This window comes from Yersinia sp. SCPM-O-B-9106 (C-191), assembly GCF_026183365.1.
GTDB lineage: Bacteria > Pseudomonadota > Gammaproteobacteria > Enterobacterales > Enterobacteriaceae > Yersinia > Yersinia rochesterensis.
The window spans coordinates 1570577-1595853 of record NZ_CP110791.1; the positions used below are offsets into that span (position 1 = coordinate 1570577).

Genomic DNA, 25277 nt, shown 5'->3' on the forward strand with positions numbered 1-25277 from the left:
GAGTCATTGAGTTATCTCAACTCCTTGGGTTCATTTCGTTGCCGCCTACCTGAAACTCGAATTATTTAGGGTGTAAATATATTCTTTATGAAACATACATGTATCATATATGTTTCATGTGATCGTTACCGATAACAGCAAACGATACTTGTATAAATTATGACCGGAAAAAGTAGCTCTGCCCGCTCAATTACTGAGTTTCAATCTGTTCAATGATTAATTCTTTGAGGGCGCGAACATTAGGGCTAAAGGCATCTTTGCGCCAAATAAGCCAGGTTGCCGTCTCGGCAATATCGGGTGGCAGGTGGTGCACCTGTACTCGCTCGTGGCCGGGTAACAGAGTCAATACTGAATGCGGTATCAGCGCTAACCCCGCTCCGCTAGCCACACAAGCTAGCATGGCGTGGTAGGACTGGATTTCCATGATATGTCCAGGTAAACAGCCCGCCTGACGGAACCAGCTTTCCAGCTGTAGCCGATATGAACAACTGGGACGAAAAGCAAACAAAGTTTCATCCACGGCATCACGGGCTTGCAGAATAGGTCGGTGATCCAGACAGGAAATGATCACCAATTGCTCCTCGAAAGAGCGGCAACCATGCAGTTCATCATGCTGCACCGGGCCATCGACCAATGCGGTCGCCAGTGTTCCGGCTCGGACTTGTTCAATGATTTCGCCGGAAGTCCCGGTGGTCAGTGATAAAGAGACCTTGGGATAGCGCTGGTGATAAGCCGCGAGCAGATTGGGCAGGCGAGTGGCCGCAGTACTTTCCATCGAGCCGAGAGGGAAATTACCGGCAGGTTCACCTGCATGAGTAATGCTCATAGCCTCCTCGCTCAGCGCCAGAATTCGGTTGGCATAGCAAAGAAAATTGTGACCCATGGGCGAAAGGCGCAGGCGCTGTTTTTCACGGATGAACAGGTCTGCACCCAACTCTATTTCAAGCTGGCGCAGGCGTGTCGTCAAATTTGAGGGGACGCGGTGCATCTGCTCCGCTGCTCGGGCAACGGAACCTGTTTCTGCTACACAACAAAACATGCGCAGCTGGGTCAGATCCATAAGTGTTCTCTTTTTGTGATGAACTTAGTGACTATTATTCATTTTTTGTGATTCTAATGCTCAGGCATGATATTCGCAACTTTCTTTTAACAGATTGTCTGCGGTAATGAGCTGACAGAAATAGATAGGCGGGGCTGATGGCATTAAGAATTGCATTGAGTGGCTTTCTGGCATTAGTGGTGGCTATGGGGATAGGGCGTTTTGCTTTCACTCCCCAAGTGCCACTGATGATAGCGGAACATCAATTCACCCTGACCGGGGCAGGGCTGGTTGCGGCAGTTAATTATCTGGGATATTTATTTGGTGCTTTTGATGCCATGCGGGCCAGCCGCCATGTTGAACGCCGCTTATGGCTAGGGATATGGGGGGCGGCGGCGTTGACACTGCTATCCGCTGTTGTTGACGGGCCGTGGTGGCATGGCGTGGTACGTTTTGCTATTGGCTGGGCCAGTGGCTGGTCGATGGTGCTGGTTGCCGCCTGGACCAATGAGCGATTGGCACATTTTGGCCGCCCTGCGCTGAGTGCGGCTGTCTTTGCTGGGCCGGGGGCTGGCATATTCATCAGCGGCATGTTGGCTGTGCTAATCCATAGCTATGGCTTATCGGCGGGAGAAGCTTGGCTAGTGTATGGCGTATTGGCGTTGATTATTGTTGCTGCCATTAGTATTAATTTACCGCGCAGTGGGGAATTGCATCGTCCTCATCTTGCCGCTGTGCCACTGACTTTAACTCCAGCACTGAAACGGTTGGTGTGGAGTTACAGTCTGGCGGGGTTTGGCTATATTTTACCCGCCACGTTTTTATCGCAGATGGCCACAGCCCGTTTCCCTGATAGTCTATTTGCGCAGTTTGTCTGGCCTGTTTTCGGTGGTGCCGCCGTAATAGGTATTACCCTCGGTATCCTGACGCGCCATTGTTTGACATCACAAACACGGCTGGCATTAACCCTGTGGGTACAGGCCTTAGGGGTGCTGTGTGCAGAATGGGTGCCAGGTGTGAGCGGACTGGCATTGGGTGCTGTATTAACCGGCGGTGGTTTTTTGAGTGTCGTCCAACTTTCTTTGCAACATGGTCGCGAATTGGCCCCGGAACACACCCGGTATATGGCCGGTTTATTGACCACCGGCTATGCTATCGGGCAGTTGGTTGGGCCGATATTATCCGCGATTTCGACCGCATTGACCCACCGGTTGGAACCCGCATTATATGTCGCAATAGTGGCACTGATGATTGCCGGGGCTTTGGTGATTAAAACCCCAGCCCGTGCGCGGGAGATTGCTGCTCATCCAGACGCAACAATTTCATCATGATAAAAGTGCCGCTGCAGATGAATAACCATCATCGGAGATCAATAACAATCATCGGAGATCAAGAACAATCATTGGATATCAAGAACAATCACTGGATAATCATTTTGCTCTCAACTAAAGTGGAGAGCAAAATCTGAACGTGATCTACATCATGTTTATCTCGCTCAGACACGTACGCCTGTTGGAGAAAAGAATGTCATCGCTGAGTAAAGAAGCTGAGCTGGTTCATGAAGCACTGCTGGCCCGTGGTCTTGAAACCCCATTGCGCAAACAAGAATTAGATGCCGAAACGCGCAAGACCCGGATTCAGGAGCATATGACGCAAGTTATGCAATTGCTGAATCTTGATTTATCTGACGATAGCTTGGCCGATACACCAAGACGTATCGCCAAGATGTATGTTGATGAGATTTTCTCCGGTCTGGATTACGAGAACTTCCCTAAAATTACCCTGATCGAAAATAAAATGAAGGTCGATGAGATGGTTACGGTGCGTGATATCACCCTGACCAGCACTTGTGAACATCATTTTGTGACTATCGATGGTAAGGCAATAGTGGCCTATATCCCGAAAGACAGTGTGATTGGTTTATCCAAAATCAATCGTATTGTGCAGTTTTTCGCCCAGCGCCCACAAGTACAAGAGCGGCTGACGCAGCAAATCCTGCTGGCCTTGCAGACCTTGTTAGGGACAAATAATGTCGCTGTTTCTATTGATGCCGTGCATTATTGTGTGAAAGCGCGTGGGATTCGCGATGCGACCAGTGCGACCACCACCACGTCATTGGGCGGGTTGTTCAAATCCAGTCAGAATACTCGCCAGGAATTCCTGCGCGCTGTTCGTCATAATAGCTAATATCACCACGGTTAATTAGCCTTTTGCCAAAAAGGGCACCATTGGGTGCCCCTATACAGGATGTCGGGTATGCGTCAACGCATCGCAACGTTAGACAGCGCGCGAGGTCTGGCCATTCTTGGCATTCTTCTGCTCAATATTAGTGCTTTTGGCCTTCCCAAGGCTGCTTATCTTAATCCTGCTTATCTTGGTCTTCCCTCTGTGTCTGATAGCTGGACATGGGCCATTCTTGATATTGTCGCTCAAGCAAAGTTCCTCTCTATTTTTGCCATTTTATTTGGTGCTGGCCTTGAACTGCTGCTTAAACGTGGCAAAGGCTGGATACGGGCGCGGCTTTCCCTCTTATTGTTATTAGGGTTGATTCACGGCATTTTCTTCTGGGATGGCGATATTCTTTTAGCTTATGGTTTGATCGGCCTGGTGTGCTGGCGAATGATTCGTGATGCTAAAGATGCAACCAGTTTATTGCGCACCGGGGCGGTGCTTTATTTGCTGGGGGTGGCGGTGTTATTGCTACTGGGTTTTGTCACCAGCGGCGAGCCGGGCCGCTTTTGGCAACCGGGGCCAGCAGATTTGCAATATGAGCAATTCTGGAAATTACAGGGTGGGGCGGAGGCTTGGAAAAACCGGCTGGATCTGTTGTCATCCAATTTGATTGCTATCGGCGCGCAATATGGCTGGGAACTGGCAGGCTCAATGCTCTTGGGGGCCGGGCTGATGCGTTGCGGTTGGCTACGTGGGGAATTCAGTTTGCGCCATTATCGGGTGCTGGCTGCTTGTTTGATACCGCTTTCATTAGTTATCCAAATACCGGGTGTGGCGCTGCAATGGTTGGTCGGATGGGATTTCCGTTGGACCGGCTTTTTGCTACAAGTGCCGCGTGAGCTGGGCGCGCCTCTGCAGGCGGTAGGTTATTTGGCCTTGCTTTATGGCTTCTGGCCGACATTGGCGGGCTGGCGAGTTAGCCATTGGTTGGCACAGGTTGGCCGCATGGCACTGAGCAATTATTTATTGCAGACATTGATATGCACTTTTATCTTCTATCATCTCGGCTTCTATCAGCAGCTAGATCGTCTGCAATTGTTAGCTGTAGTTCCATTGGTCTGGCTATGTAATATCCTCTTCTCCTTGTTATGGCTGCATTATTTTGCCCAAGGGCCAGTCGAATGGCTTTGGCGTAAATTGACCGCCTATGCTTGTGGTCAATCGTTACAGCCGCGCAACACCAAGTCTTGAATGCGTCTAAAACAGGATAATGATTGAACAGTTGCAAATTTGTATGTAAACGTTTTCTTTCTTGTGACGTATTTCACGTGGCAGTCTCAATAAACTGGGTAGGATAGGCCACCTGCCATGACAGGTTGTGCTCAACGTATGCATGGCGACTTATTGATAAAATAAGACTCACAGGATAAGGTCATGGCCGCTCTGCATTCAACTGGAAACAGTATTACAATTCGCGATGTGGCCTCACGGGCGGGCGTTTCGCTGGCCACAGTTTCAAGAGTGCTTAATAACAGCGCCTCTATTCGGCCAGAAACTCGGGCTGCCGTGCTGAAAGCGGTGTCAGAGCTGGGCTACCGACCTAATGCCAATGCACAGGCGCTGGCAACTCAAAGCAGTGATACGGTCGGTGTGGTCGTGATGGATGTATCAGATCCCTTTTTTGGTGCATTGGTGAAAGCGGTAGACACTGTTGCACAGCGACATCAAAAATATCTATTAATTGGCAATAGTTATCACCAAGCAGATAAGGAGCGGCACGCCATTGAGGTGTTACTCCGCCAGCGATGTAATGCTTTGGTGGTTCACGCTAAGGCATTGAGTGACGGTGAATTAATTGCCTTTTTGGACCAAGTTCCCGGCATGGTTCTGATTAATCGAATAATTCCCGGGTTTGAGCATCGTTGCGTCGGATTAGATAATGTTAGCGGTGCGCAAATGGCGTGTCGCCTGCTGCTCAAACATGGTCATCAGCGCATTGGTTTCCTCGGTTCTAATCACCCCATAGATGATGTAATGCAGCGCCAGATTGGGTACCTCAAGGCACTTGAGGGTGCCGGTATTACTGTACCTGATACTTGGCGCGCCTATGGTACTCCGGACTTAGCCGGAGGAGAGCGGGCTATGATTGACCTGCTGGGGCGCAATTTGCAACTCAGTGCAGTGTTTGCCTATAACGACTCAATGGCTGCTGGCGCACTGGCGGTGCTAAAAGAAAATGGTATCAGTGTCCCTGAGCAGTTTTCGCTGGTGGGTTTTGATGATATCCCGATTGCTCGCTATACCAGCCCTAAATTAACCACAGTCCGCTATCCTATTGTTTCTATGGCAACTTTAGCCACAGAGCTGGCGCTTGAAGGTGCCAGCCGTGCGCCAGACTCACATGCGGTCTATTGTTTTAATCCTACGCTGGTGCCCCGGCATTCTGTCGCAATTTGTGGTGTTGCTCACTAGTTCGGTATTTATTCTTGTGTAACCGTTTTCAATCTGTGAGAAAATTCACAGATTCTTAACAACGGCCCGTCTATGCTCTAGTTGTTTTCTACCTGAATGTATCAATATGTCATCAGTTACCGGATAAAAAAATACACGGTAGCGGGTTTTAGAATAGCGATTTACAAACGCGAGTTCCGCAAACGACGAGTTTGTAAATGACATGGTTTTTGACGACTCAGGCAGCTTTTCGGAGTGGAGTGTGTTCAAGGACGAAAGATATGAGTGTCAGCTGCTTTGAACGATGGGTTTTTCTCACGTTAAGGCGATGGTGTTATCACCCTGTACTACCCTACATAAACCCGGAGATACAAATGAATAAGAAGGTTTTCACATTAGCGACTCTGGTTGCCAGCATGATGTTCGGCGCGGCGGCTCAAGCTGATACCCGTATTGGTGTCACTATTTATAAATATGATGACAACTTTATGTCCGTGGTCCGTAAAGCTATCGAGAAAGATGCTAAAGCATCTCCTGATGTTACCTTACTGATGAATGACTCTCAGAATGACCAATCCAAGCAAAACGATCAAATCGACGTGTTGCTGGCGAAAGGCGTAAAAGCGTTGGCAATCAACTTGGTTGACCCAGCCGCAGCGCCGGTGGTTATTGATAAAGCCCGCGCAAACGATGTTCCAATCGTGTTCTATAACAAAGAACCTTCACGCAAAGCGCTTGATAGCTATGACAAAGCTTATTATGTAGGGACTGATTCCAAAGAATCTGGTGTTATCCAGGGTGAGTTAATCGCCAAACATTGGCAAGCCAATCCAAATTGGGATTTGAACAAAGACGGCAAAATTCAATTTGTGCTGTTGAAAGGCGAGCCAGGTCACCCAGATGCAGAAGCTCGTACCACCTATGTTATCAAGACCCTTAACGAGAAAGGCATCCCGACACAACAATTGCAGTTAGATACCGCAATGTGGGATACCGCACAGGCTAAAGATAAGATGGATGCGTGGCTATCTGGCCCGAACGCCAACAAAATTGAAGTGGTGATCGCTAATAACGATGCCATGGCAATGGGCGCAGTGGAAGCATTGAAAGCGCATAACAAAACCAGCATTCCAGTCTTTGGTGTTGACGCCTTACCAGAAGCATTAGCTCTGGTGAAATCAGGTAAAATGGCCGGTACTGTTCTGAACGATGCCAACAATCAAGCTAAAGCGACCTTTGATCTGGCTAAAAATCTGGCCGATGGCAAACCTGCTGCCGAAGGCACTAAATGGAAAATCGAAAACAAAATCGTACGAATTCCATATGTAGGTGTTGATAAAGATAACTTGGCTGAATTTACTAAATAATAGCCAGTAGCCGTGATGGGATGTACCCACAGCAGCTCTAACCGCTATGGGTAAAGACGTTATTAATAACCTTCTGGCCCCGTTCTTGGGTGACCAGCACCGGGGCGGAAGGTTTTTTTGCATTGATCCTTATTTTGAATATGCGCTAAACGACTGGTGCTGTATATATCCAGGACGTCAGTGGCAATTCTTAGCCAGGTACAACTATGGCCGATATTAATACAGCACAACCTCGTGAGTGGTTGCTGGAAATGAGTAATATTGATAAATCATTTCCGGGCGTAAAGGCGTTAGATAACGTAAATCTTAAAGTGCGGCCAAATTCGATCCATGCCTTAATGGGAGAGAATGGTGCAGGTAAGTCAACGCTATTAAAATGTCTGTTTGGTATCTATAAAAAAGACTCTGGAAGTATTATCTTTCAGGGGCAAGAAATAGAATTTAAAAGTTCTAAAGAAGCATTGGAACATGGTGTTTCTATGGTGCATCAGGAGTTAAACCTGGTATTACAACGCACCGTAATGGATAATATGTGGTTGGGGCGTTATCCAACTAAGGGTTTCTTTGTCGATCAAGATAAAATGTACAAAGATACCAAAGCAATCTTCGATGAATTGGATATTGATATTGATCCACGCGATAAAGTTGCCACTTTATCGGTATCCCAAATGCAAATGATCGAAATTGCCAAAGCTTTCTCTTACAATGCCAAAATCGTCATTATGGATGAACCCACTTCTTCATTAACTGAGAAAGAAGTTAATCATTTATTTACGATTATCCGCAAATTAAAAGGTCGCGGCTGCGGAATTGTTTATATCTCCCATAAAATGGAAGAAATATTCCAGCTGTGTGATGAAATTACTATTTTGCGCGATGGTCAGTGGATTGTGACCCAACCACTGGAAGGGCTGACCATGGACCAGATAATCTCAATGATGGTCGGGCGTTCACTGAGTCAACGTTTCCCAGATCGCCTTAATAAGCCCGGTGAAGTCATTCTGGAAGTGAAAAATCTGACCTCATTGCGCCAACCTTCAATCCGTGATGTGTCCTTTGATTTGCATAAAGGTGAGATTCTGGGAATTGCCGGGTTGGTGGGGGCAAAGCGCACCGATATTGTTGAAACTTTATTTGGTATCCGTGAAAAAGTTGCTGGCACTATTAAGTTGCATGGTAAGAGTATTAATAATCACAGCGCCAATGAAGCTATTAATCACGGTTTTGCCTTAGTGACGGAAGAGCGCCGTTCAACCGGGATTTATGCTTATCTCGATGTTGGCTTTAATTCCCTAATTTCTAATATTCGTAATTATAAAAATAAATTTGGGCTGCTGGATAATACCCGCATGAAAAGCGACACCCAATGGGTTATTGACGCTATGCGAGTAAAAACACCCGGTCATCGCACCAGTATTGGTTCTTTATCGGGTGGGAATCAGCAGAAAGTTATTATTGGCCGTTGGTTACTGACTCAACCAGAAATATTAATGTTGGATGAACCGACTCGGGGGATTGACGTCGGTGCTAAGTTTGAAATCTATCAGTTAATGACTGAACTAGCGAAGAAAGACAAAGGAATTATTATTATTTCCTCTGAAATGCCTGAGCTATTAGGGATTACTGACAGAATTTTGGTAATGAGTAATGGTCAGGTTGCGGGAATTGTTGAAACAAAACAAACCACGCAAAATGAAATATTACGTCTTGCATCCTTGCATCTCTAATCTAGTCGAAGGTTCTTATTATGAATGCGTTAAATAAGAAAAGCATGCTCACTTACCTTAAAGAGAGCGGGATTTACGTCGTATTATTCGTATTGCTGGCAATAATTATTGTCAAGGACCCGACATTTTTAAGCCTGATGAACTTAAGTAATATTCTGACCCAATCTTCTGTGCGTATTATTATCGCGCTCGGTGTTGCGGGGCTGATTGTGACTCAAGGGACTGACTTATCCGCCGGTCGTCAGGTGGGGTTAGCGGCAGTGGTTGCAGCTACAATGCTGCAAGCCATGGATAACGTTAATAAAGTTTTCCCAGATTTGCAGACTGTACCTATTCCGATCGTTATTTTAACCGTGTGTTTGATTGGTGCGATTATCGGATTGGTCAACGGTATTATCATTGCTTACCTGAATGTGACACCATTTATTACCACATTGGGCACCATGATTATTGTTTACGGGATTAACTCCCTGTATTACGACTTCGTGGGCGCATCACCGATTGCCGGTTTTGACCCTGCATTCTCAACCTTTGCACAAGGGTTCTTGCGATTTGGTGATTTCAAACTCTCTTACATTACTTTCTATGCTGTGATTGCTATCGTTTTTGTTTGGGTACTGTGGAATAAAACGCGCTTTGGTAAAAATATCTTCGCCATCGGCGGTAACCCAGAGGCAGCAAAAGTTTCTGGTGTGAATGTGCCACTAAACTTAATCATGATTTATGCGCTGTCTGGTGTGTTCTATGCATTCGGCGGGATGTTGGAAGCTGGCCGTATCGGTAGTGCGACGAATAACTTAGGCTTCATGTATGAGTTAGACGCAATCGCCGCTTGCGTGGTCGGCGGGGTGTCATTCAGCGGCGGTGTCGGTACGGTTATCGGCGTGGTGACCGGGGTAATCATCTTTACTGTGATTAACTACGGGCTGACTTATATCGGTGTGAACCCGTATTGGCAGTACATTATTAAGGGCGCGATTATTATCTTTGCGGTAGCACTGGACTCACTGAAATACGCTAAGAAGAAATAATCGACCATTAGCAGTCAAAAAAGCCAGCCAGAGTCAAACTCGGCTGGCTTTTAATTGTCATTTTTTTCGTCATAATTGTCGAAAGATACCATGATGTCTGGCGCACTAAATTCAGTGAGCCGGATTACGCAGATAGATAATCCAGTAGGTCAAACCTACTAATAATCCGCCACCAATGATATTACCGAGAGTCACCGGAATAAGATTATTAATAATAAAATTAGACATTGTGAGGGCAGGGAATTGCTCTGGTGCTGCATTAATTGAATGCCAGAATTCAGGTGATGCAAAATCACGAATCACAATAGCTAATGGGATCAAAAACATATTAGCAATGCTGTGCTCAAATCCACTGGCAACAAACATGCCAATGGGAAGTAGCATCACCACGATTTTGTCTGTCAAAGTATGGCCTGAATAACTCATCCATACAGCCAGGCAGACCATCAGATTAGCTAATATCCCCAAACACACAGCTTCTACAAAGGTATGGTGCAATTTATGGTCGGCTGTTTGCAGCACATTTAAGCCCCATAAACCATTCGCCGCGGTATGCTGGCCAGCAAACCAAATCAGAGCAACAAAAAACAATGCGCCAATCAAATTACCAAAATAGACATTGATCCAATTGGCCATTAATTGCCGCCAATTTATCTTGCCGCTGGCTTTCGCTACCACAATCAACACTGTAGAGGTGAATAAATCAGCACCACAAATAATTACCAGAATCAGGCCGAGGGAGAAACATAAACCGCCGACTAATTTTGCCAGCCCATATGCCACACCTGCGGTGCCGGTGGTAGCTGTAATGTAGAAGACAAAAGCAATGGAGATAAAAACACCTGCTGTCATGGCTAAATAAAAGGTTGTAGCGGGATTCTTAGTGGCCTTATATATACCAACTTGCTCTGCAAGTTTTGCCATATCAACCGGAAGTCGTAGATCAAAGGGATTTTCAATACTCATTGATAACTCCTTGTTGCTTATTTTATTGTTAAGATAAAAATAAATATTTATTTTAGTGGCAGGAGTTTCATGCATTTTCCATACCATGAAACAGATGGGGCGATTATAAATTGGGTGATGAGTCAGATTAAGTATTTCTATTGGTGATTTTCAGTCAGTATTAGTCATATCGCTATATAATAATCTATACATCGATGTGCCGGTGATGGATATAAATTGTCACGATATGTTTTAATGTAACTTAATGTTTTATTGGATTTTTTAATCTGAATGAGACGTGATTTCAATCATGAATTGTCATAGGCTAATGTGGTGAAATAGTTTATTAATCCAGATCAAGCTTATCGTTGGTTAATATATATTTGTTCATTTCAATACATTAAAGTAGTTATCATCCATTTTTTGGGCTTAATTACTTTGGGTATATATGGATAGCGCAAAAAAACTACCCCGTCCCACATTGGCTCAAGTTTGGCAAGACACATTGTTCAGGGTATCGAAAAAGTTATTATTACTGCGGGATATAACCGATTTAGTTAATGAACTCAGGAAACTCTCTTTTTCTGTCATCCGTTTCCAACGGGTCAATTTATTACTGCTTAACCCCCTGTATAACCAAATGACCCTCTATACCCATGATGATGTGTCTGATACTGTCGTGGAGTCGCAAAATATTTTATTTGCCGAAGGCCCTGGTGGCCAGGCCTGGCAGCAACAAACGCCTTTGCAAACTGACCATCAGCGTATGCAAAGGGAGTTTTCTGCTGTCTGCGATTTAGCGCCGTATCAGGAATTACATTCTGGTTGCCATTTTCCTTTGGGCCATGATAACCACTGGTCGGGCTGTGTTGAGTTTATTAAAACCGATGACAGCCAGTTTGATGAGCAAGATATTACTTTACTGGAATTATTGGCCGAGGTAGTGGCCATTGCGGTGAACAATATTACTGAGATAAACCGAGCATTTTCCGAGCGTGAACGGTTACGCTTTGAACGGGATCATTTCCGGATATTAGTTGATGTCACCAATACGGTTATTTCTAAACTGGAGTTGGATGTATTAGCAGCAGAAGTCTCGAAAGAAATACATCGCTTTTTCAATATTGATTACATCAGTTTGGCAATATGTGGCACCCACAATGACAAAAATAAACTGAATGTTTTTTCTACCCGCTATCAGTCTGGTAAAGCGGTGCAGCATCAGCAATCCTGGGTGGATATAACAGGTACATTAGCCGGGCAGGTTTTACATAGCCGGGAATTATTGCTGGTCAATCTGGCTGATATTGCTCTCTTGGCTCCGGATGATAAACAACTGGAAAATATGCTGGACGCTGGCTTACAGGCAGTCTGTCTGTTACCTCTATTTTTCGGTCATAAGATGCTGGGCGTATTAAAACTAGCACAATGCCAAAGTGATATTTTCACCGACAGTAACCTCAAGTTGCTGCGACAAATAGCTGCGCGAATTGCTATCGCAGTCGATAACGCTTTGGCTTATAACGAAATTACCCGTTTGAAAGATTCACTGGTCAATGAAAATCTCTATTTGACTGATCAAATTATTCATAATGAAGAGTTTGGTGAAATCATCGGCCAAAGTAGCGCTATTCAAGCGGTGCTGGAACAGGTTGAAATGGTGGCCTCCAGTGATTGTACAGTGCTGATTTTGGGTGAAACAGGAACAGGTAAAGAGTTAATTGCTCGCGCTATCCATAATTTGAGCACCCGTAAGAATAAACGCATGGTGAAAATGAACTGTGCGGCTATCCCCTCCGGCTTAATGGAGAGTGACTTATTCGGTCATGAAAAAGGAGCTTATACCGGCGCATCATCACAGCGCATTGGCCGATTTGAAATGGCAGATGGCGGTACGTTATTTCTCGATGAGGTCGGTGATATTCCTCTTGAGCTGCAACCGAAACTCCTACGGGTACTACAAGAGCGCGAAATAGAACGATTGGGGGGCAGTAAAATTATTCCGGTTGATGTTAGGCTAATTGCCGCAACCAACCGCGATTTAAAAACGATGATGGTGAATCGGGAATACCGCAGTGATCTCTATTATCGACTTAATGTTTTCCCAATTGTGATTCCACCTTTGCGTGAACGCCCTGAAGATATTCCTTTACTGGTGAAATTCTTTACTCAGAAAATAGCCAAACGTATGAACCGCACTATCGATACCATTCCGAGTGAGACATTGCGTTTGCTCAGTCGCTTACCTTGGCCGGGTAATATTCGTGAACTGGAAAATGTGATTGAGCGGGCGGTGATCCTCAGCCGTGGCACCACGTTAAATTTACAGTTACAAGAACTGGAATATCATTTATCACCATTAGAAGTAGCCAAACCGGTGTCTGAAAAGGTTGTTCACAAAGTTTTATTACCTGAGAGTGAAGAACCGGAATTTTCAGAATCCGAACGTGCGCGAATTATTCGGGTATTACGGGAAACTAATGGCGTGGTTGCCGGGCCAAAAGGGGCGGCAATTAAGTTAGGGCTGAAACGTACGACACTGTTATCCCGCATGCAGCGGCTAGGAATATCAGTAAAAAGTATCGAAGATGAAGATGGAATGGAGTAACTCAAAAATAAGATCCATATCTAATTACCGGTCACCCTGTTGAACCAAGGCGTGATAAATCTTTCTACTCGGACTAGGCGTCGCGAGCAAAGCCAGTCTGGGCGCGCCCAGCGCACAGCCACCGGAGTGTACATAAGTACATGACGGTGGCGAGCACTGCGTAAACCCAGAATGGCAAAGCGCAGTAGCCGTTAGTCTATTAACTTACTTCGGCTTCTCGACGTAACCGCGCCTTCAACTGGCTATACTCTTGCTGCACGTAGTTTTCCGCCCACGTTTGATCTGTAATGGCCTCTAGTTTCACCGCACAATACTTATATTCCGGTGTCTTGGAAATAGGGTCCAGATGGTCCAGTGTCAGCTCATTACAAGCGCCAATCCACCACTGATAAGTCATATATACCGCACCAACATTGATACGCTCACTGACTGACACGCGAGTAATAACCTTGCCGCGCCGTGATTCAACCCACACTAATTGCTGGTCTTGCAAGTGCATTTTATCAGCATCCTGCGGGCTGATTTGCACATAACCTGGTTCGTCGGCCAGTGTTTGTAATGCTGAGCAATTACCGGTCATTGAGCGGCAGGAATAGTGGCCGACCTCACGCACGGTACACAGCACCAGCGGATACTCCTCATCCACCAGTTCCATTGGCGCGCGCCATTCGCTGGCAAACAACAGTCCTTTGCCGCCAGGGCGGTCGAACTTATTACCGGCATATAGCCACGGTGTGCCGGGACTGTCTTCCGTGGTACAAGGCCACGGAATATAGCCTAAACCGGCCATTTTTTCGTAAGTTGCGCCGTAATACAGTGGGCACAGCTCGCGCAGTTCGTCCCAAATCTCTTTAGTATTGTTGTATTTCATCGGATAGCCGAGCGCCGTAGCCATTAGGCTAATAATTGCCCAATCCGGTTTTACATCACCTTGGGGTTCTACAGCTTTTTCAAAACGTTGGAAGCCCCGGTCGGCGGCAGAATAAACGCCTTCATGTTCACCCCACGATGTTGCCGGGAAAATGACGTCCGCTTCGGCAGCCGTTTTGGTCATAAATATGTCCTGCACAATCAGCAATTCCAATTCGCTGAATGCTTCGCGCATCATCGAAAGGTCGGGTTCAGTTTGCAGCGGATCCTCGCCCATCACGTAGTTGGCTTTGATTTTTCCCTCTTTAACCTTGTGCGGAACATCGGTCAGCGAGTAACCAATTTTGTTGGAAAGCGAAGGAACACCCCAAGCTTTGGCAAATTTTTCTAGTGTCGCGGGGTCAGTAACGGGTTGGTAACCGGGGTACATATTGGGCAATGCGCCCATGTCGCAGGCACCTTGCACGTTATTTTGTCCACGCACCGGGCCAACGCCAACATTCGGGCGGCCTAAGTTGCCCGTCAGTAATGCCAATCCAGATAATCCCTTAACAACATCTACGCCCTGACCCCATTGGGTTACTCCCATGCCCCACAAAATGGTGGCAGAGGGCGCGGCAGCATAGATGCGCATTGCTTCACGGATGGTTTGTGCTGGCAAGCCAGTGATGCTTTCGACATATTCCGGTGTGTATTTGGCAACAATTTCGCGATACTCATCAAAACCTTCGGTATAACGCGAAACATAGTCTTTATCGTATAGTTCTTCAGTTATCAGCACATTGGCAAATGCATTCACCAGCGCCATATTGGAGCCGTTTTTCAATGGCAGCCACAGGTCGGCAATGCGCGCTGTTTCAATATGGCGAGGATCGCAAACAATGACTTTAGCGCCTTTCTCTTTAGCTTTGAGAATGCGGCGGGCCACGATAGGGTGAGAATCTGCGGCGTTATAGCCAAACACTAAAATGCATTTGGTATCTTCAATCTCGCAGATGGAATTACTCATCGCGCCGTTACCCAATGTCACTTGCAGACCCGCCACTGATGGGCCGTGACACACACGAGCGCAGCAGTCAATGTTGTTGCTGCCAGTGACGGCGCGGGCAAATTTTTGCATTACATAGTTGGTTTCATTGCCCGGCCCACGGGAAGAACCGGTGTGCATAATGGCTTCCGGGCCATATTTTTCTTTAATAGCGCGCAGTTTACTGCTGGCGAATTCGATAGCTTCGTCCCAAGAAACTGCTTCCAGCTTGCCGCCTTTTTGACGACGAATCATCGGCTGTTTTAAGCGCGGGGTCAGTAGCTTGGTATCATTGAGAAAATCCCAGCCATAATAGCCTTTCAGACAAAGTTCACCCTGATTGGTGACGCCATTTGCCCCTTCAGCGCCAACAACTTTGCCATTTTCGACCAGTAAATTGATTTTGCAGCCGGAGCCGCAGTAAGGACAGACAGTGAGTGCCTTGTGCATATTAATTATCCTTCGTTCAAAAGTTCATCTCGTTGGCTTCGTCCAGTGCGGCGCGCATTTGTTTCTTGCGTAGCATGGCTTGCAGGGTGTCGCGGCCAATCAGGTGTAGCGCCTGAGTCGGACACACCGAGATACAGGCCGGGCCGGCGGCGCGACCTTCACATAAATCACACTTTTGAGCTTCAGCTTTCAGGCAAAAGCCCTGTGAGAGGCCGTTGAACATCACTTCGACCTGTTTGGTCACCACATTCATGGCACCGTAAGGGCAGGCAACAACGCAGGTTTTGCAGCCAATACATTTCTCCTGCAATACCTGGATGCTGTCAGCGGCCCGCACAATCGCGCCATTCGGACAAACATTGGCACAAGGGGCATCTTCACAGTGACGACACATAATGGCGGTGCTGACATTCATTCCTTTGACCACTTTCAAGCGCGGGGCGAAATTGGCTTTGGTCATGGTGTCCAGTTTGCCGCCATTGTGTGCCAGCACGCAGGCAACCTCACAGGTGCGGCAGCCAATACACTTTTTTGGGTCTGCGATTATGAACCGGTTCATTGTTTCCTCTCCTTACGGTTCCAAATAGAAAGTTCTGGCAGATTTGCATTTAGGTTCGCAAATCTGGCTCATTACCTCACATATTGCATGGTTTATGCCAAGTTGAAGAGGTTCGATAGAAGTTAATCAATCTAATTGTTTTAAAAGGATTTATGGTTTTTTATCGAGGGGAGATAACTGGAAAAAACTGTCGGCGGGTGTGACGTCGGCAAATTTGACGACACCACACCGTCACCTAATCAAAGGTGGCTAAAACCGCCGTCACCCTGCCAATGGGGTAGTTGTTGATACAGTGTTTCGACGGCCTGTTTGACAATGTCGGTCATCGGGAAGTAGAACGCCACTAAGGTGGGCTGGATACCGACGAAGATAACTTCGCTGATATCTTCCTTTAACTGATCAATCAGAAAATTGAGCGGTAAATTATGCGTGCTCATGATGAACATCTCGGCAATTCGCTGCGGATCAATAATACGAATCTCACCTGGCGGCAGTTCCATATCGGCGGCATCAACGATAATCAAGCGCGTGGGGTGCAAAGCACGAATCCGATGCACCACATTTTCCGGTGCCGAGCCGCCGTCGATAACTTGCCAGTCAGCTAAGGGTTGCTGGGTCATGCGCTCGGCTAGCAGCGGGCCTGCGCCGTCATCGCCCATCATGCTATTGCCGACGGTTAATACTAAATTTGTGATGGGATGTTGATGATTCATGGGCGGCGTTTCACCATTAAATAAATGGCCGGTTCCTGCTCAATATCGTACAGGGTTTGCAGCAGTTGTTGGCTCCACTGCGGGTGCAGCGAAGTAGGGTCTTCAGCCAGTGGCGCAAAGGCTTGGGCCAGTAATTGGGTATGGGTGCTGTCGATGGTGATTTCACCAAATTTCAGCAAGCCGGCCATTTTGCGGCGAGCTTCGCCCTCGGGTAACTGGCTGAACCACTGTTCATACTCATTCAGCGGGCATTCCATGATGGCTTTTAAGCAATCAATGACTCCAACATGGTGGCCAATAGCCAGCGAGTAATACATCACTTGCTGCGCTTGCTCGGGCATATCCTCATCACTGTCGAGGAACTTCTGGTTTAGCGCATAAAAAATCACTTTAGCGGCCATCAACATACCCTCCCGCCAGTTGTTATAGAGTGAGTTGTTGCAGAGTTATCTGTTGCAGGCTGGCAAATATCTCACTTAGGCGCGGGTCATCTTGCTGGTGGAGGTAACTTTGACAGCGCTGTTCCAGCTCTTGCAGCGGTTGATTGACCAGCAGTGATAAGAAACTGTCGGTGATTTCCCGCCCTTGACGATAACCGGCCATGCGGCGGGCCTCGCGCTCTAACAATACCCGCAGTGTGAGTGGCGCATCCGGGTGGATCAGCGCCACGCGCTCATCGGCGGCTTCTTGATGATCCTCAGCTTTGAGTTTTTGCTCCAGCAAACCCAGCGCTACCGCAAAGCCATAAATGGTGGCGGCGGGGGTAGGAGGGCAGCCGGGGATATAAACATCAATCGGCACAATGGTGTCGCTACCGCCCCAGACACAATACAAGTCATGGAAGATGCCCCCGCCGCAGCCGCAAGCGCCATAAGAGACACAGATTTTAGGATCAGGGGCCGATTCATAGGCGCGTAAGGCCGGTGTGCGCATGGCGCGAGTGACTGCGCCAGTAAACAGTAAAATGTCGGCGTGGCGCGGCGAGGCCACCACTTTAATACCAAAGCGCTCAGTGTCGAATACCGGCGTAATCGAGGAGAAAATCTCGATTTCACAGCCATTGCAGCCGCCGCAGTCCACTCGATATACATAAGCCGAGCGTTTGATATCTTTGAGTAATTTACTTTTTAGCTGGGCGATAGAAGAGTCAAGCGCAACTGGCTGGCTGATATGGTGCCCCCAGGCCGGTTTTAATGAATCTAGTTGGCTCATGAGTTGATCCCCTCATTGCGGTGCTGATTGAGCATCACATTATGCTGACTAACAATATTCTGTTTCCGCTTGCACTCCGGGCAGGTTTCAAAATGAGGCCGTTGTTGTTCGACATCTTCAGCGCTCATTCCGGAGTGAATCAGTAGCGCCATGACGTAATCCACTTCTTTTTTCGGCGCAAAGGGCTGCTGGCACTGCTGGCAATGGGCGAGAGTAAAACTGGCGCGTTGATATAAATCGGCTTTATTGAATACCGCCAGCTCAAATTCTTGTGATAACACAATGGCGCGGGTCGGGCAGACTTCCTCACAGCGACCACAAAAAATGCAGCGCCCCAAGAACAATTGCCATTGTCGAGTCCCGCCAGTAAGGTCGGTTTCCATGGTCAACGCATTGGCGGGGCAGGCCATGGTACAGGCACCACAGGCAATGCATTGCTCGGCATCATATTGTGGTTTACCACGGAAGCCGTGGTTGACCTCAAGCGGCTTAAACGGATATTTCACCGTGGTATCGCCAACTTTCAGGATGGTTTTAAACAGTTTTAACATTCTTCATCCCTCTATTTGAGCGGCGAATGGGTGCGCTCAATGCCATAGCGTTCGATCTCTTTGTACGGCACGGTGACGGATTTCTGCTTGCGCACATCCACCAATGTCACCCGGTCGGTGCAGGAGTAGCAGGGATCGAGACTGCCAATAATCAATGGCGCATCAGAAACTGTGTTGCCGCGCAACATATAGCGCAGCACCGGCCAATTGGCATAGGTGGCGGCGCGACAGCGCCAGCGGAACAGCTTTTGATTGTCGCCGGTCATACTCCAGTGGACATCTTCGCCGCGTGGCGCTTCTGAAAAACCGAGCGCAAATTTGTATGGCTGATAATGGACTTTTTCCTCCAGCAGCGGCCCGCCCGGCATATGGTTCAGCCCGTATTCAATCATCACCAGCGAGTCAAAGAATTCCCGCACCCGCACCAGCAGGCGCGAATGTACATCACAGCCATCAAGACTAAACAACTCTTTAGGGACATTGGCGTAGTTGGCGTAAGGGTGGTCATGGCGCATATCGCGGGCATAGCCACTGGCGCGGATCATCGGGCCAACTGGGCTGAAATCACGGGCAATTTTGCGGTCCAGCAAGCCAACACCGACAGTCCGCTGCTCAATATTGGCGGTGCTCATCAGCATATCCACCAACTCACTGATATCGGCGCGCATCTCTGAGACCAATTGTAGAGTTTTGAGGCGGTCGGCTTTCAGAATATCGCGCCGTACCCCGCCAATCAGATTCAGGCCATAGGTTTTACGCGCGCCGGTGAGCATCTCGGCGATGGTCATGGCTTTTTCGCGCACACGGAAGAACTGCATAAAACCGGTATCAAAACCGACAAAGTGGCAGGACAATCCGATATTGAGCAGATGGCTGTGCAGCCGCTCGACTTCCAGCAAAATAGTGCGGATCATCTGCGCCCGTGGTGGCACGATAATGCCGAGCGCATTCTCAATCGACGAGGTGTAAGCGACACTGTGAGTAAAGCCGCAAATACCGCAGATGCGATCTGACAGGAAAGTTACGTCGTTATAGCCCATGCGGGTTTCAGCCAGTTTTTCCATGCCGCGATGCACATAAAAAAGGCGATAGTCGGCGTCAATAATGTCTTCGCCGTCAACAAACAACCGAAAGTGGCCCGGCTCATCGGAGGTAATATGCATCGGGCCGATGGGCACGACCCGGCTGCTGCTGCCCGCTTCATTTTCAAACTGATAGGTTTCAGTGTTGCTGGTGGGGGTTGGGCGCTGGCGGTAATCCATGGTGTCTTTGCGCAATGGATAAAGGTCGTCCGGCCAATCATCGGGCAGCACTAAACGGCGCTCATCAGGCAGGCCAATGGGCTGCAAGCCATACATATCGCGCACTTCGCGCTCCCCCCAGACCGCCGCCGGAACTCGTGGTGTCACGGAGGGGAACTCGGGGCGCTCGGGGCTAATCAGCGCTTTGACAATCACCCAGCATTTGTCGCCGTATTCTTTGCCGGTATCAACGCCGTATTGTTCGCGGCCCTCCATCGACAACACATAGTAAATAGCAAAATAGCCATTCAAACTGCGTTCGTCATTGCCGAATAGCACTGACAGCCAACCACCTTGTTGATAATAAAGGTGTTCAACCACATCCGGCAGACTGTTCAGCTTAATGGTAATCGTCAGTTGGTCTGGGGTTTGCCACTCTTCATCAAGGATTGCTGCCGGAAATTGTTCCCGCAGGCGGGCTACATAAGCGGCGCCCAGTTTTTCACCACCATGTGGCGGTTGCCCTGAAACTGAAATAGGGGGTTCGTGAGTCACGTTACATCTCCTGACGAGTCGGGGTAAGTTGTACAACGGTATGGCTTTGTGCAACGGATGGAATGGGCTGAGTTATCGTTGGGGGTGGAGAAATTTGTTGCCACGGCAAGATAAAAGGCTGCTGGGCGGGGTCACGACTGTCATTATTGAGCACAATCTGCGCCGCATCAGTCAGCAAACGGGTGACCGGTGCGGGAATATGTACCCCGAGCAACAGCATCAACAGCAATAAAATAGCCATTGGCGCAGTGGTCAGAATGCCCAATTCACCTTTGCTGACCGCCTCCGGTGGAGTGCCCAATACAGTGCTGGCGATCATGCGCACCAACCCGGCCAGTACCAGGGTTAGCAGCAATAGCAAGATAATCACTAAGGTGATATGACCGGCTTTAATCGCGGCGGCGACCACCATAAATTCACTGACAAACACGTTAAACGGCGGCATCCCGGCCAGTGCCAATGCGCCGCCAGCCAGCATCACCGCCGTGAATGGCGCAACGCGGATAATGCCCTTGATAGCGCCCATATCTCGCGTGCCATACTTCAGCAGCACATTCCCCGAACCGCAGAACAGCAAGGTTTTTGCCAGGCTGTGATTCATAGTGTGGAATAGTGCGGCCAATACCCCGAGCGGGCCACCAATGCCCAATGCCACGGCGATCAAGCCCATGTTCTCCACACTGGAGTAAGCCAGCAAACGTTTCATATCGCGCTGCGCCAGAATAAAGAATGCGGAAACGGCAACTGACATCATGCCGAAGACCAACAGCAACATTTGTGGGAAATGCGGCCCGATAGCGGCGCTGATAATGATGTAATAGCGAATGATCACCAGCAGCGCGCAGTTGAGTAACACGGCGGATAACAAGGCGCTGGTCGGGCTGGGGGCTTCGCTGTGGGCATCCGGTAGCCATGAGTGCATGGGAAACAGGCCGGTTTTGGTGCCAAAGCCAATCAGAATAAAGACAAATGCCAGGTGCATCAGGCTAGGGTCTAGCTCTTTGGCATGTTCGGCGACGACTGTCCAGAAGATGGCACTGCTGGGGTCTGCCAGCACATTGGCCGCATTGGCATACACCAATACTGTGCCGTATAACCCGAAAGCCACCCCCACGGTACAGATGATAATGTACTTCCACGCCGCCTCCAGTGAGGAGCGCTGGCCGTATAATCCCACCAAAAAGGCCGAACTGAGAGTGGTGGCTTCAATGCCGACCCACATCAGAATGAGATTATTGCTGGTCACCACCAACAGCATGGTGAAGAGGAACAGATGGAAAAAGCCGTAATAATTGCACAGCGTGCTGACGGTAATTTCGCCGTTATTCACTTCATGGCGCATATAGCCGAGGGAGTAAAGGCCGGTGATAAAACCGATAACCCCCAGAATAGCGAGGAACAACGCGCTGAGGCTGTCAATATGCAGCCAGTTGTGAACCGCCAGAATTTCCCCGCCAACGGCGATCCGGCATACCACCATCAAGGCCACTATGAGCAATAAACTGATGCCGGCAAAATGTACCCAAGTGGTTGCCATGCGGGCGGCACGGCCCAAAGCCCGGCAAGCAAATGCCAGCAGCGAGGTTATCAGAGGTATCGCCAGCAGTAACAGCAGCAGGTCAGTATGACTCATTTCATTACCCCTTTAGCGCTGTCAGTTGTTTAACATCCAGCGTGTGCAGTGTGCGGTAAATTTTGCGCGCCATTAACGTCATCACAATCACCGCGAAGATGGCATCGGTAGCAATACCAATCTCGACCAACTCCGGTGCGCGGAAAGCCAGTAACGCCAACATCAGGTGAGCGCCATTTTCCATCAGGCAGTAGCCGAAGATATTTTTCAGGATATTGCGCTGGGTGACGATACACAGCAGGCCAATCAGGAAGTGCCCCAGTGACACCGCCAGCGCCGGTTTCAGGGCGCTGACCATCGGCAATTGCACCGGCTCGACCACGAAGTAGCTCAGTAAAATGATAATGGCGGCGATAAATATTAGACTGGCCGTCCCTATCACACCGCCGTCGGCTTTGGGGTCTTCCATCTGGCGAAAAGCGCGGTACATAATCCACGGCACCAAGATCACCTTGGTGATAAAGGCGGTCAGCGACCACATATACAGCTCGTGGGCGTGCAAGGTTTCGGCTAATACCAGGAAAATCAGCACCAAGACCAGTGACTGCAGCGCATAAAACAGCGCCGAGGTGGCGGGCTTTTTGACAATAATTACCAGTAGCGAGGTAATGATCAGCAGGCCAGCTAGGTTGTTGACGACCATATTGTTGACAAGAAGTGTTCCGGTCATTTTTTACTCCCTTATCCGAGCCAGGCGACGGCAATAAAGCTTGAGCACACAGACATAATCACCAGCACCACCAACACGCCCTGCATGGCCAACGGCAGCGGTTTGGCACTGGCGACGGCTTCTGATGGTTTGCCGGGCACGGTTTGCCCGAACCAGTAGAGGAACCAGCCGAAGCTCGCTACTGATTCAATCAGGGCCAGCACCAATAACGGTATTAGCAGCCAATGTTCACCAGAAAGTGAGAAACCGGCGGCGAAAATGGGGAATTTGCTGAAGAAACCGTTAAACGGCGGCACTCCGGTGATAGCCAGTGCGGCGACACAAAATCCAACGCCCAATAGCGGCATTTTGCCCATGATGCCTTTGAGTTTGGGTAACATGCGGGTACCGCAGCTGTAGCTCAGCGCCCCGGCGACCAGGAAGAATAAGCTCTTGGCAAACGCGTGGTTGAAGATGTAGGCAATGCCGCCATCAAAGGCCAGTTTTGACCCATAGATAGCCAGAGACAGCGCGAAGAAAATATAAGACAACTGGGTGATGGTGGAGTAGGCCAGCAGCCGCTTCATATCTTTTTGCGGCAGATACATAAAGAAGCCATAAATTAGGGTGATAACCGCCATCACCATGCCGACGGTGCCGATAATTTGCGGCACGTCACCGGCAGAATAAATGGCACGGGCGAAGATATAGACGCCCACTTTGACCATCGAGGCGGCATGCAGATAGGAACTGACTGGGGTCGGCGCTTCCATCGCATCTGGCAACCAGATATGCAGTGGCAGTTGGGCGGATTTCCCCCAAGCGGCAAACAGGATGCCACCGAACACCATGATTTTGGTGTTGTTATCCAGTTGCGCTAGCGCGGTTAAAGCAAAAGTGCCCGTATTGACCAGCAGCACTGCCGCCGCCAAATACAGGCCGATAGCGGCCACATGAGTGACCAGCAAAGCTTTTAGCGCTGAGCGCAGTGACTTCTGGCTTTGATAGTAGCCAATCAATCCCCACGAGCAGCCGCCAGTAATTTCAAAGAAGAACAACTGACCCAGTATCGTGGATGATAATACCAGCCCAGCCATCGCGCCGATGAATACTAATAACAGCGCATAGTAGCGGTTGGTGCCTTCGTGAGGATGCTCGCGATTACCTAATGTCAGATAGCCAGTGGAATAAATGCTAACCAGCAAACCGAGGAACACCACGGCGAAAGCAATCAAGGTGCTGATGCGGTCGATGGTCAGGCCGAACAGCGCCATATCACCGTAATGAATCAGATCAAAAGTGACATCAATCTTGCCGCCACTCAGATAGGCATAAGCCAGCAGCACAGTGCCGAGAGTGGCCAGCAGTGAAAAGAAAGTGCAAGACCATTTTGCCCATTGTTGTGGTAAACAGGCCGTGAGGATGGCACCGGCAAACGGCAGCAGAATGGTCGCAAGGGCGATGTTTATAAGGACTGAATCCATAAGAGCCATGTTATCCATGATGGGTTTATTAGCTCCTTAAAGGCCGGTGAGATAGAAAACCAGAGACAGGGCGGCGACGCCAAACCCCAGCCAGGTAACACGGGAGGTCAACAGGAAGCGCCCGCGGGCAATACTGTTTTCCACGATGGAGGCCAGTACAAACAGCACCACCAATTTGATAACACCGGCCACCAGCGCCCATAGCAAGCCCGGCCCACTCAGTACCGCCAGCTTGCCAAAGGGGATAAATACGCCGAGGAAAAGCTGCGCTACCACCACCTGTTTTAAGCTAATGCCCCATTTGACCAAGCCCAGTGACGCGCCGGAATACTCAGTCAGAGGCCCTTCTTGTAGCTCTTGTTCTGCTTCGGCGACATCGAACGGAATTTTGCCCATCTCGATAAACACCGCGAAACCACAGGCCAATAGCGCCAGAGCCGTTGCCGTCGGTGATTGCCAGTGCCCTTGAGACAAGGCGGTACTGATGGTGCCGATATTGGTGGAACCAGCAATTAACCCGACCACCAGCAGTGACAGAATTAATGTCGGTTCGACCAACACCCCCAGCGTCAACTCTCGACTGGCACCAATACCGGCGAAGATGCTGCCGCTATCCAGACCCGCCAGTGAGAAGAAGAAGCGGAACAACGCGAACAGATACAACAGGGTTATCAGGTCGCCCGCCACCCCAAAGGGGGAGGCCAGAGTGAAAATGGGCAGCGCCATGGCAATCAACAACATGCTGCCCAGCAGTACATAGGGCATCAGGCGGAAAATAATCCCAGCATTGGCGGGGGCTACATCCTGGCGTTTCAGCAGCTTGGCTAAATCTCGATATTCTTGCAGGACGCCCGGCCCACGGCGCGAGTGCATCCGGGCTTTCACCATGCGCGAGATCCCCGCCATCAGCGGTGCCAGCGCTAGCATCACCAGCGCTTGCACGATGGCGAAAGCAATCATAGAGACCGCGGGCATATCAATAGTTGGCATTGC

21 protein-coding genes are annotated in these 25277 nt (G+C 48.9%); 8 read left to right on the top strand and 13 right to left on the bottom strand.

Going from position 1 to position 25277, the window contains the following annotated elements; translation table 11 throughout:
- Positions 1-190: 190 nt before the first annotated feature.
- Positions 191-1060, bottom strand: coding sequence for a putrescine utilization regulator PtrR (ptrR, locus tag OP863_RS07220; protein WP_265526032.1), 870 nt, complete (start codon positions 1058-1060; stop codon positions 191-193).
- 137 nt (positions 1061-1197) lie between these two features.
- On the opposite strand from ptrR, the gene OP863_RS07225 reads away from it, so the two are divergent.
- The 7 genes from OP863_RS07225 to mglC all read left to right on the top strand — a co-directional run bounded on the left by OP863_RS07225 (position 1198) and on the right by mglC (position 9787).
- Positions 1198-2370: a YbfB/YjiJ family MFS transporter gene (locus OP863_RS07225; RefSeq protein WP_265526033.1), complete on the top strand. Its 1173-nt coding sequence runs from the start codon at positions 1198-1200 to the stop codon at positions 2368-2370.
- 193 nt (positions 2371-2563) lie between these two features.
- Positions 2564-3226 (top strand): GTP cyclohydrolase I FolE, encoded by a 663-nt coding sequence (folE, locus tag OP863_RS07230; RefSeq protein WP_038634369.1) that lies wholly within the window; start codon positions 2564-2566, stop codon positions 3224-3226.
- A 69-nt stretch (positions 3227-3295) separates the two neighbouring features.
- Positions 3296-4462: a DUF418 domain-containing protein YeiB gene (gene yeiB / locus OP863_RS07235; RefSeq protein ID WP_145591326.1), complete on the top strand. Its 1167-nt coding sequence runs from the start codon at positions 3296-3298 to the stop codon at positions 4460-4462.
- A 183-nt stretch (positions 4463-4645) separates the two neighbouring features.
- Positions 4646-5683 carry an HTH-type transcriptional regulator GalS gene (galS, locus tag OP863_RS07240; RefSeq protein ID WP_038634364.1) on the top strand — a complete coding sequence of 346 codons (1038 nt, stop codon included), beginning with the start codon at positions 4646-4648 and terminating at the stop codon, positions 5681-5683.
- Between the two features lie 353 nt (positions 5684-6036).
- Positions 6037-7029, top strand: a complete 993-nt coding sequence (mglB, locus tag OP863_RS07245) for a galactose/glucose ABC transporter substrate-binding protein MglB (protein ID WP_038634361.1) — start codon at positions 6037-6039, stop codon at positions 7027-7029.
- Positions 7030-7235: 206 nt separating this feature from the next.
- Entirely contained in the window at positions 7236-8756 is a 1521-nt protein-coding gene (gene mglA, locus OP863_RS07250) for a galactose/methyl galactoside ABC transporter ATP-binding protein MglA (protein ID WP_265526034.1), read from the top strand.
- Between the two features lie 20 nt (positions 8757-8776).
- Positions 8777-9787 (top strand): galactose/methyl galactoside ABC transporter permease MglC, encoded by a 1011-nt coding sequence (gene mglC, locus OP863_RS07255; protein ID WP_145588834.1) that lies wholly within the window; start codon positions 8777-8779, stop codon positions 9785-9787.
- A 111-nt stretch (positions 9788-9898) separates the two neighbouring features.
- Here the strand turns inward: mglC and focA are convergent, their stop codons facing one another.
- On the bottom strand, positions 9899-10753 hold the full coding sequence (gene focA, locus OP863_RS07260; RefSeq protein WP_265526035.1) for a formate transporter FocA: 855 nt from the start codon (positions 10751-10753) through the stop codon (positions 9899-9901).
- Between the two features lie 427 nt (positions 10754-11180).
- On the opposite strand from focA, the gene flhA reads away from it, so the two are divergent.
- Positions 11181-13340 carry a formate hydrogenlyase transcriptional activator FlhA gene (gene flhA, locus OP863_RS07265; protein WP_145509577.1) on the top strand — a complete coding sequence of 720 codons (2160 nt, stop codon included), beginning with the start codon at positions 11181-11183 and terminating at the stop codon, positions 13338-13340.
- A gap of 199 nt (positions 13341-13539) precedes the next feature.
- On the opposite strand, the gene fdhF is transcribed toward flhA, so the two are convergent.
- The 11 genes from fdhF to OP863_RS07320 all read right to left on the bottom strand — a co-directional run bounded on the left by fdhF (position 13540) and on the right by OP863_RS07320 (position 25274).
- Positions 13540-15687: a formate dehydrogenase subunit alpha gene (fdhF, locus tag OP863_RS07270; RefSeq protein ID WP_145591738.1), complete on the bottom strand. Its 2148-nt coding sequence runs from the start codon at positions 15685-15687 to the stop codon at positions 13540-13542.
- A gap of 16 nt (positions 15688-15703) precedes the next feature.
- Entirely contained in the window at positions 15704-16246 is a 543-nt protein-coding gene (locus tag OP863_RS07275) for a 4Fe-4S binding protein (RefSeq protein WP_145540780.1), read from the bottom strand.
- 239 nt (positions 16247-16485) lie between these two features.
- Positions 16486-16959 (bottom strand): hydrogenase maturation peptidase HycI, encoded by a 474-nt coding sequence (gene hycI / locus OP863_RS07280; RefSeq protein ID WP_265526036.1) that lies wholly within the window; start codon positions 16957-16959, stop codon positions 16486-16488.
- Positions 16956-17360 carry a formate hydrogenlyase maturation HycH family protein gene (locus OP863_RS07285; RefSeq protein ID WP_050291719.1) on the bottom strand — a complete coding sequence of 135 codons (405 nt, stop codon included), beginning with the start codon at positions 17358-17360 and terminating at the stop codon, positions 16956-16958. Before OP863_RS07285 ends, hycI begins: the two co-directional genes overlap by 4 nt.
- Before the next feature lie 22 nt (positions 17361-17382).
- Entirely contained in the window at positions 17383-18171 is a 789-nt protein-coding gene (locus tag OP863_RS07290) for an NADH-quinone oxidoreductase subunit B family protein (protein WP_145591737.1), read from the bottom strand.
- Entirely contained in the window at positions 18168-18722 is a 555-nt protein-coding gene (hyfH, locus tag OP863_RS07295) for a hydrogenase 4 subunit H (protein ID WP_265526037.1), read from the bottom strand. The genes OP863_RS07290 and hyfH overlap by 4 nt, the downstream gene beginning before the upstream one ends.
- An 11-nt stretch (positions 18723-18733) precedes the next feature.
- The gene (locus tag OP863_RS07300) at positions 18734-20518 is read right to left on the bottom strand and encodes an NADH-quinone oxidoreductase subunit C (RefSeq protein ID WP_145588829.1); all 1785 of its coding nucleotides are present in this window, start codon (positions 20516-20518) and stop codon (positions 18734-18736) included.
- 1 nt (position 20519) lies between these two features.
- Positions 20520-22151, bottom strand: a complete 1632-nt coding sequence (locus OP863_RS07305; RefSeq protein WP_265526038.1) for a hydrogenase 4 subunit F — start codon at positions 22149-22151, stop codon at positions 20520-20522.
- 4 nt (positions 22152-22155) lie between these two features.
- Positions 22156-22821 carry a hydrogenase 4 membrane subunit gene (gene hyfE, locus OP863_RS07310; RefSeq protein WP_145588827.1) on the bottom strand — a complete coding sequence of 222 codons (666 nt, stop codon included), beginning with the start codon at positions 22819-22821 and terminating at the stop codon, positions 22156-22158.
- An 11-nt stretch (positions 22822-22832) separates the two neighbouring features.
- On the bottom strand, positions 22833-24302 hold the full coding sequence (locus tag OP863_RS07315) for a hydrogenase 4 subunit D (RefSeq protein WP_038634325.1): 1470 nt from the start codon (positions 24300-24302) through the stop codon (positions 22833-22835).
- Between the two features lie 18 nt (positions 24303-24320).
- The gene (locus OP863_RS07320; RefSeq protein ID WP_265526039.1) at positions 24321-25274 is read right to left on the bottom strand and encodes a respiratory chain complex I subunit 1 family protein; all 954 of its coding nucleotides are present in this window, start codon (positions 25272-25274) and stop codon (positions 24321-24323) included.
- Between the last annotated feature and the right edge of the window lie 3 nt (positions 25275-25277).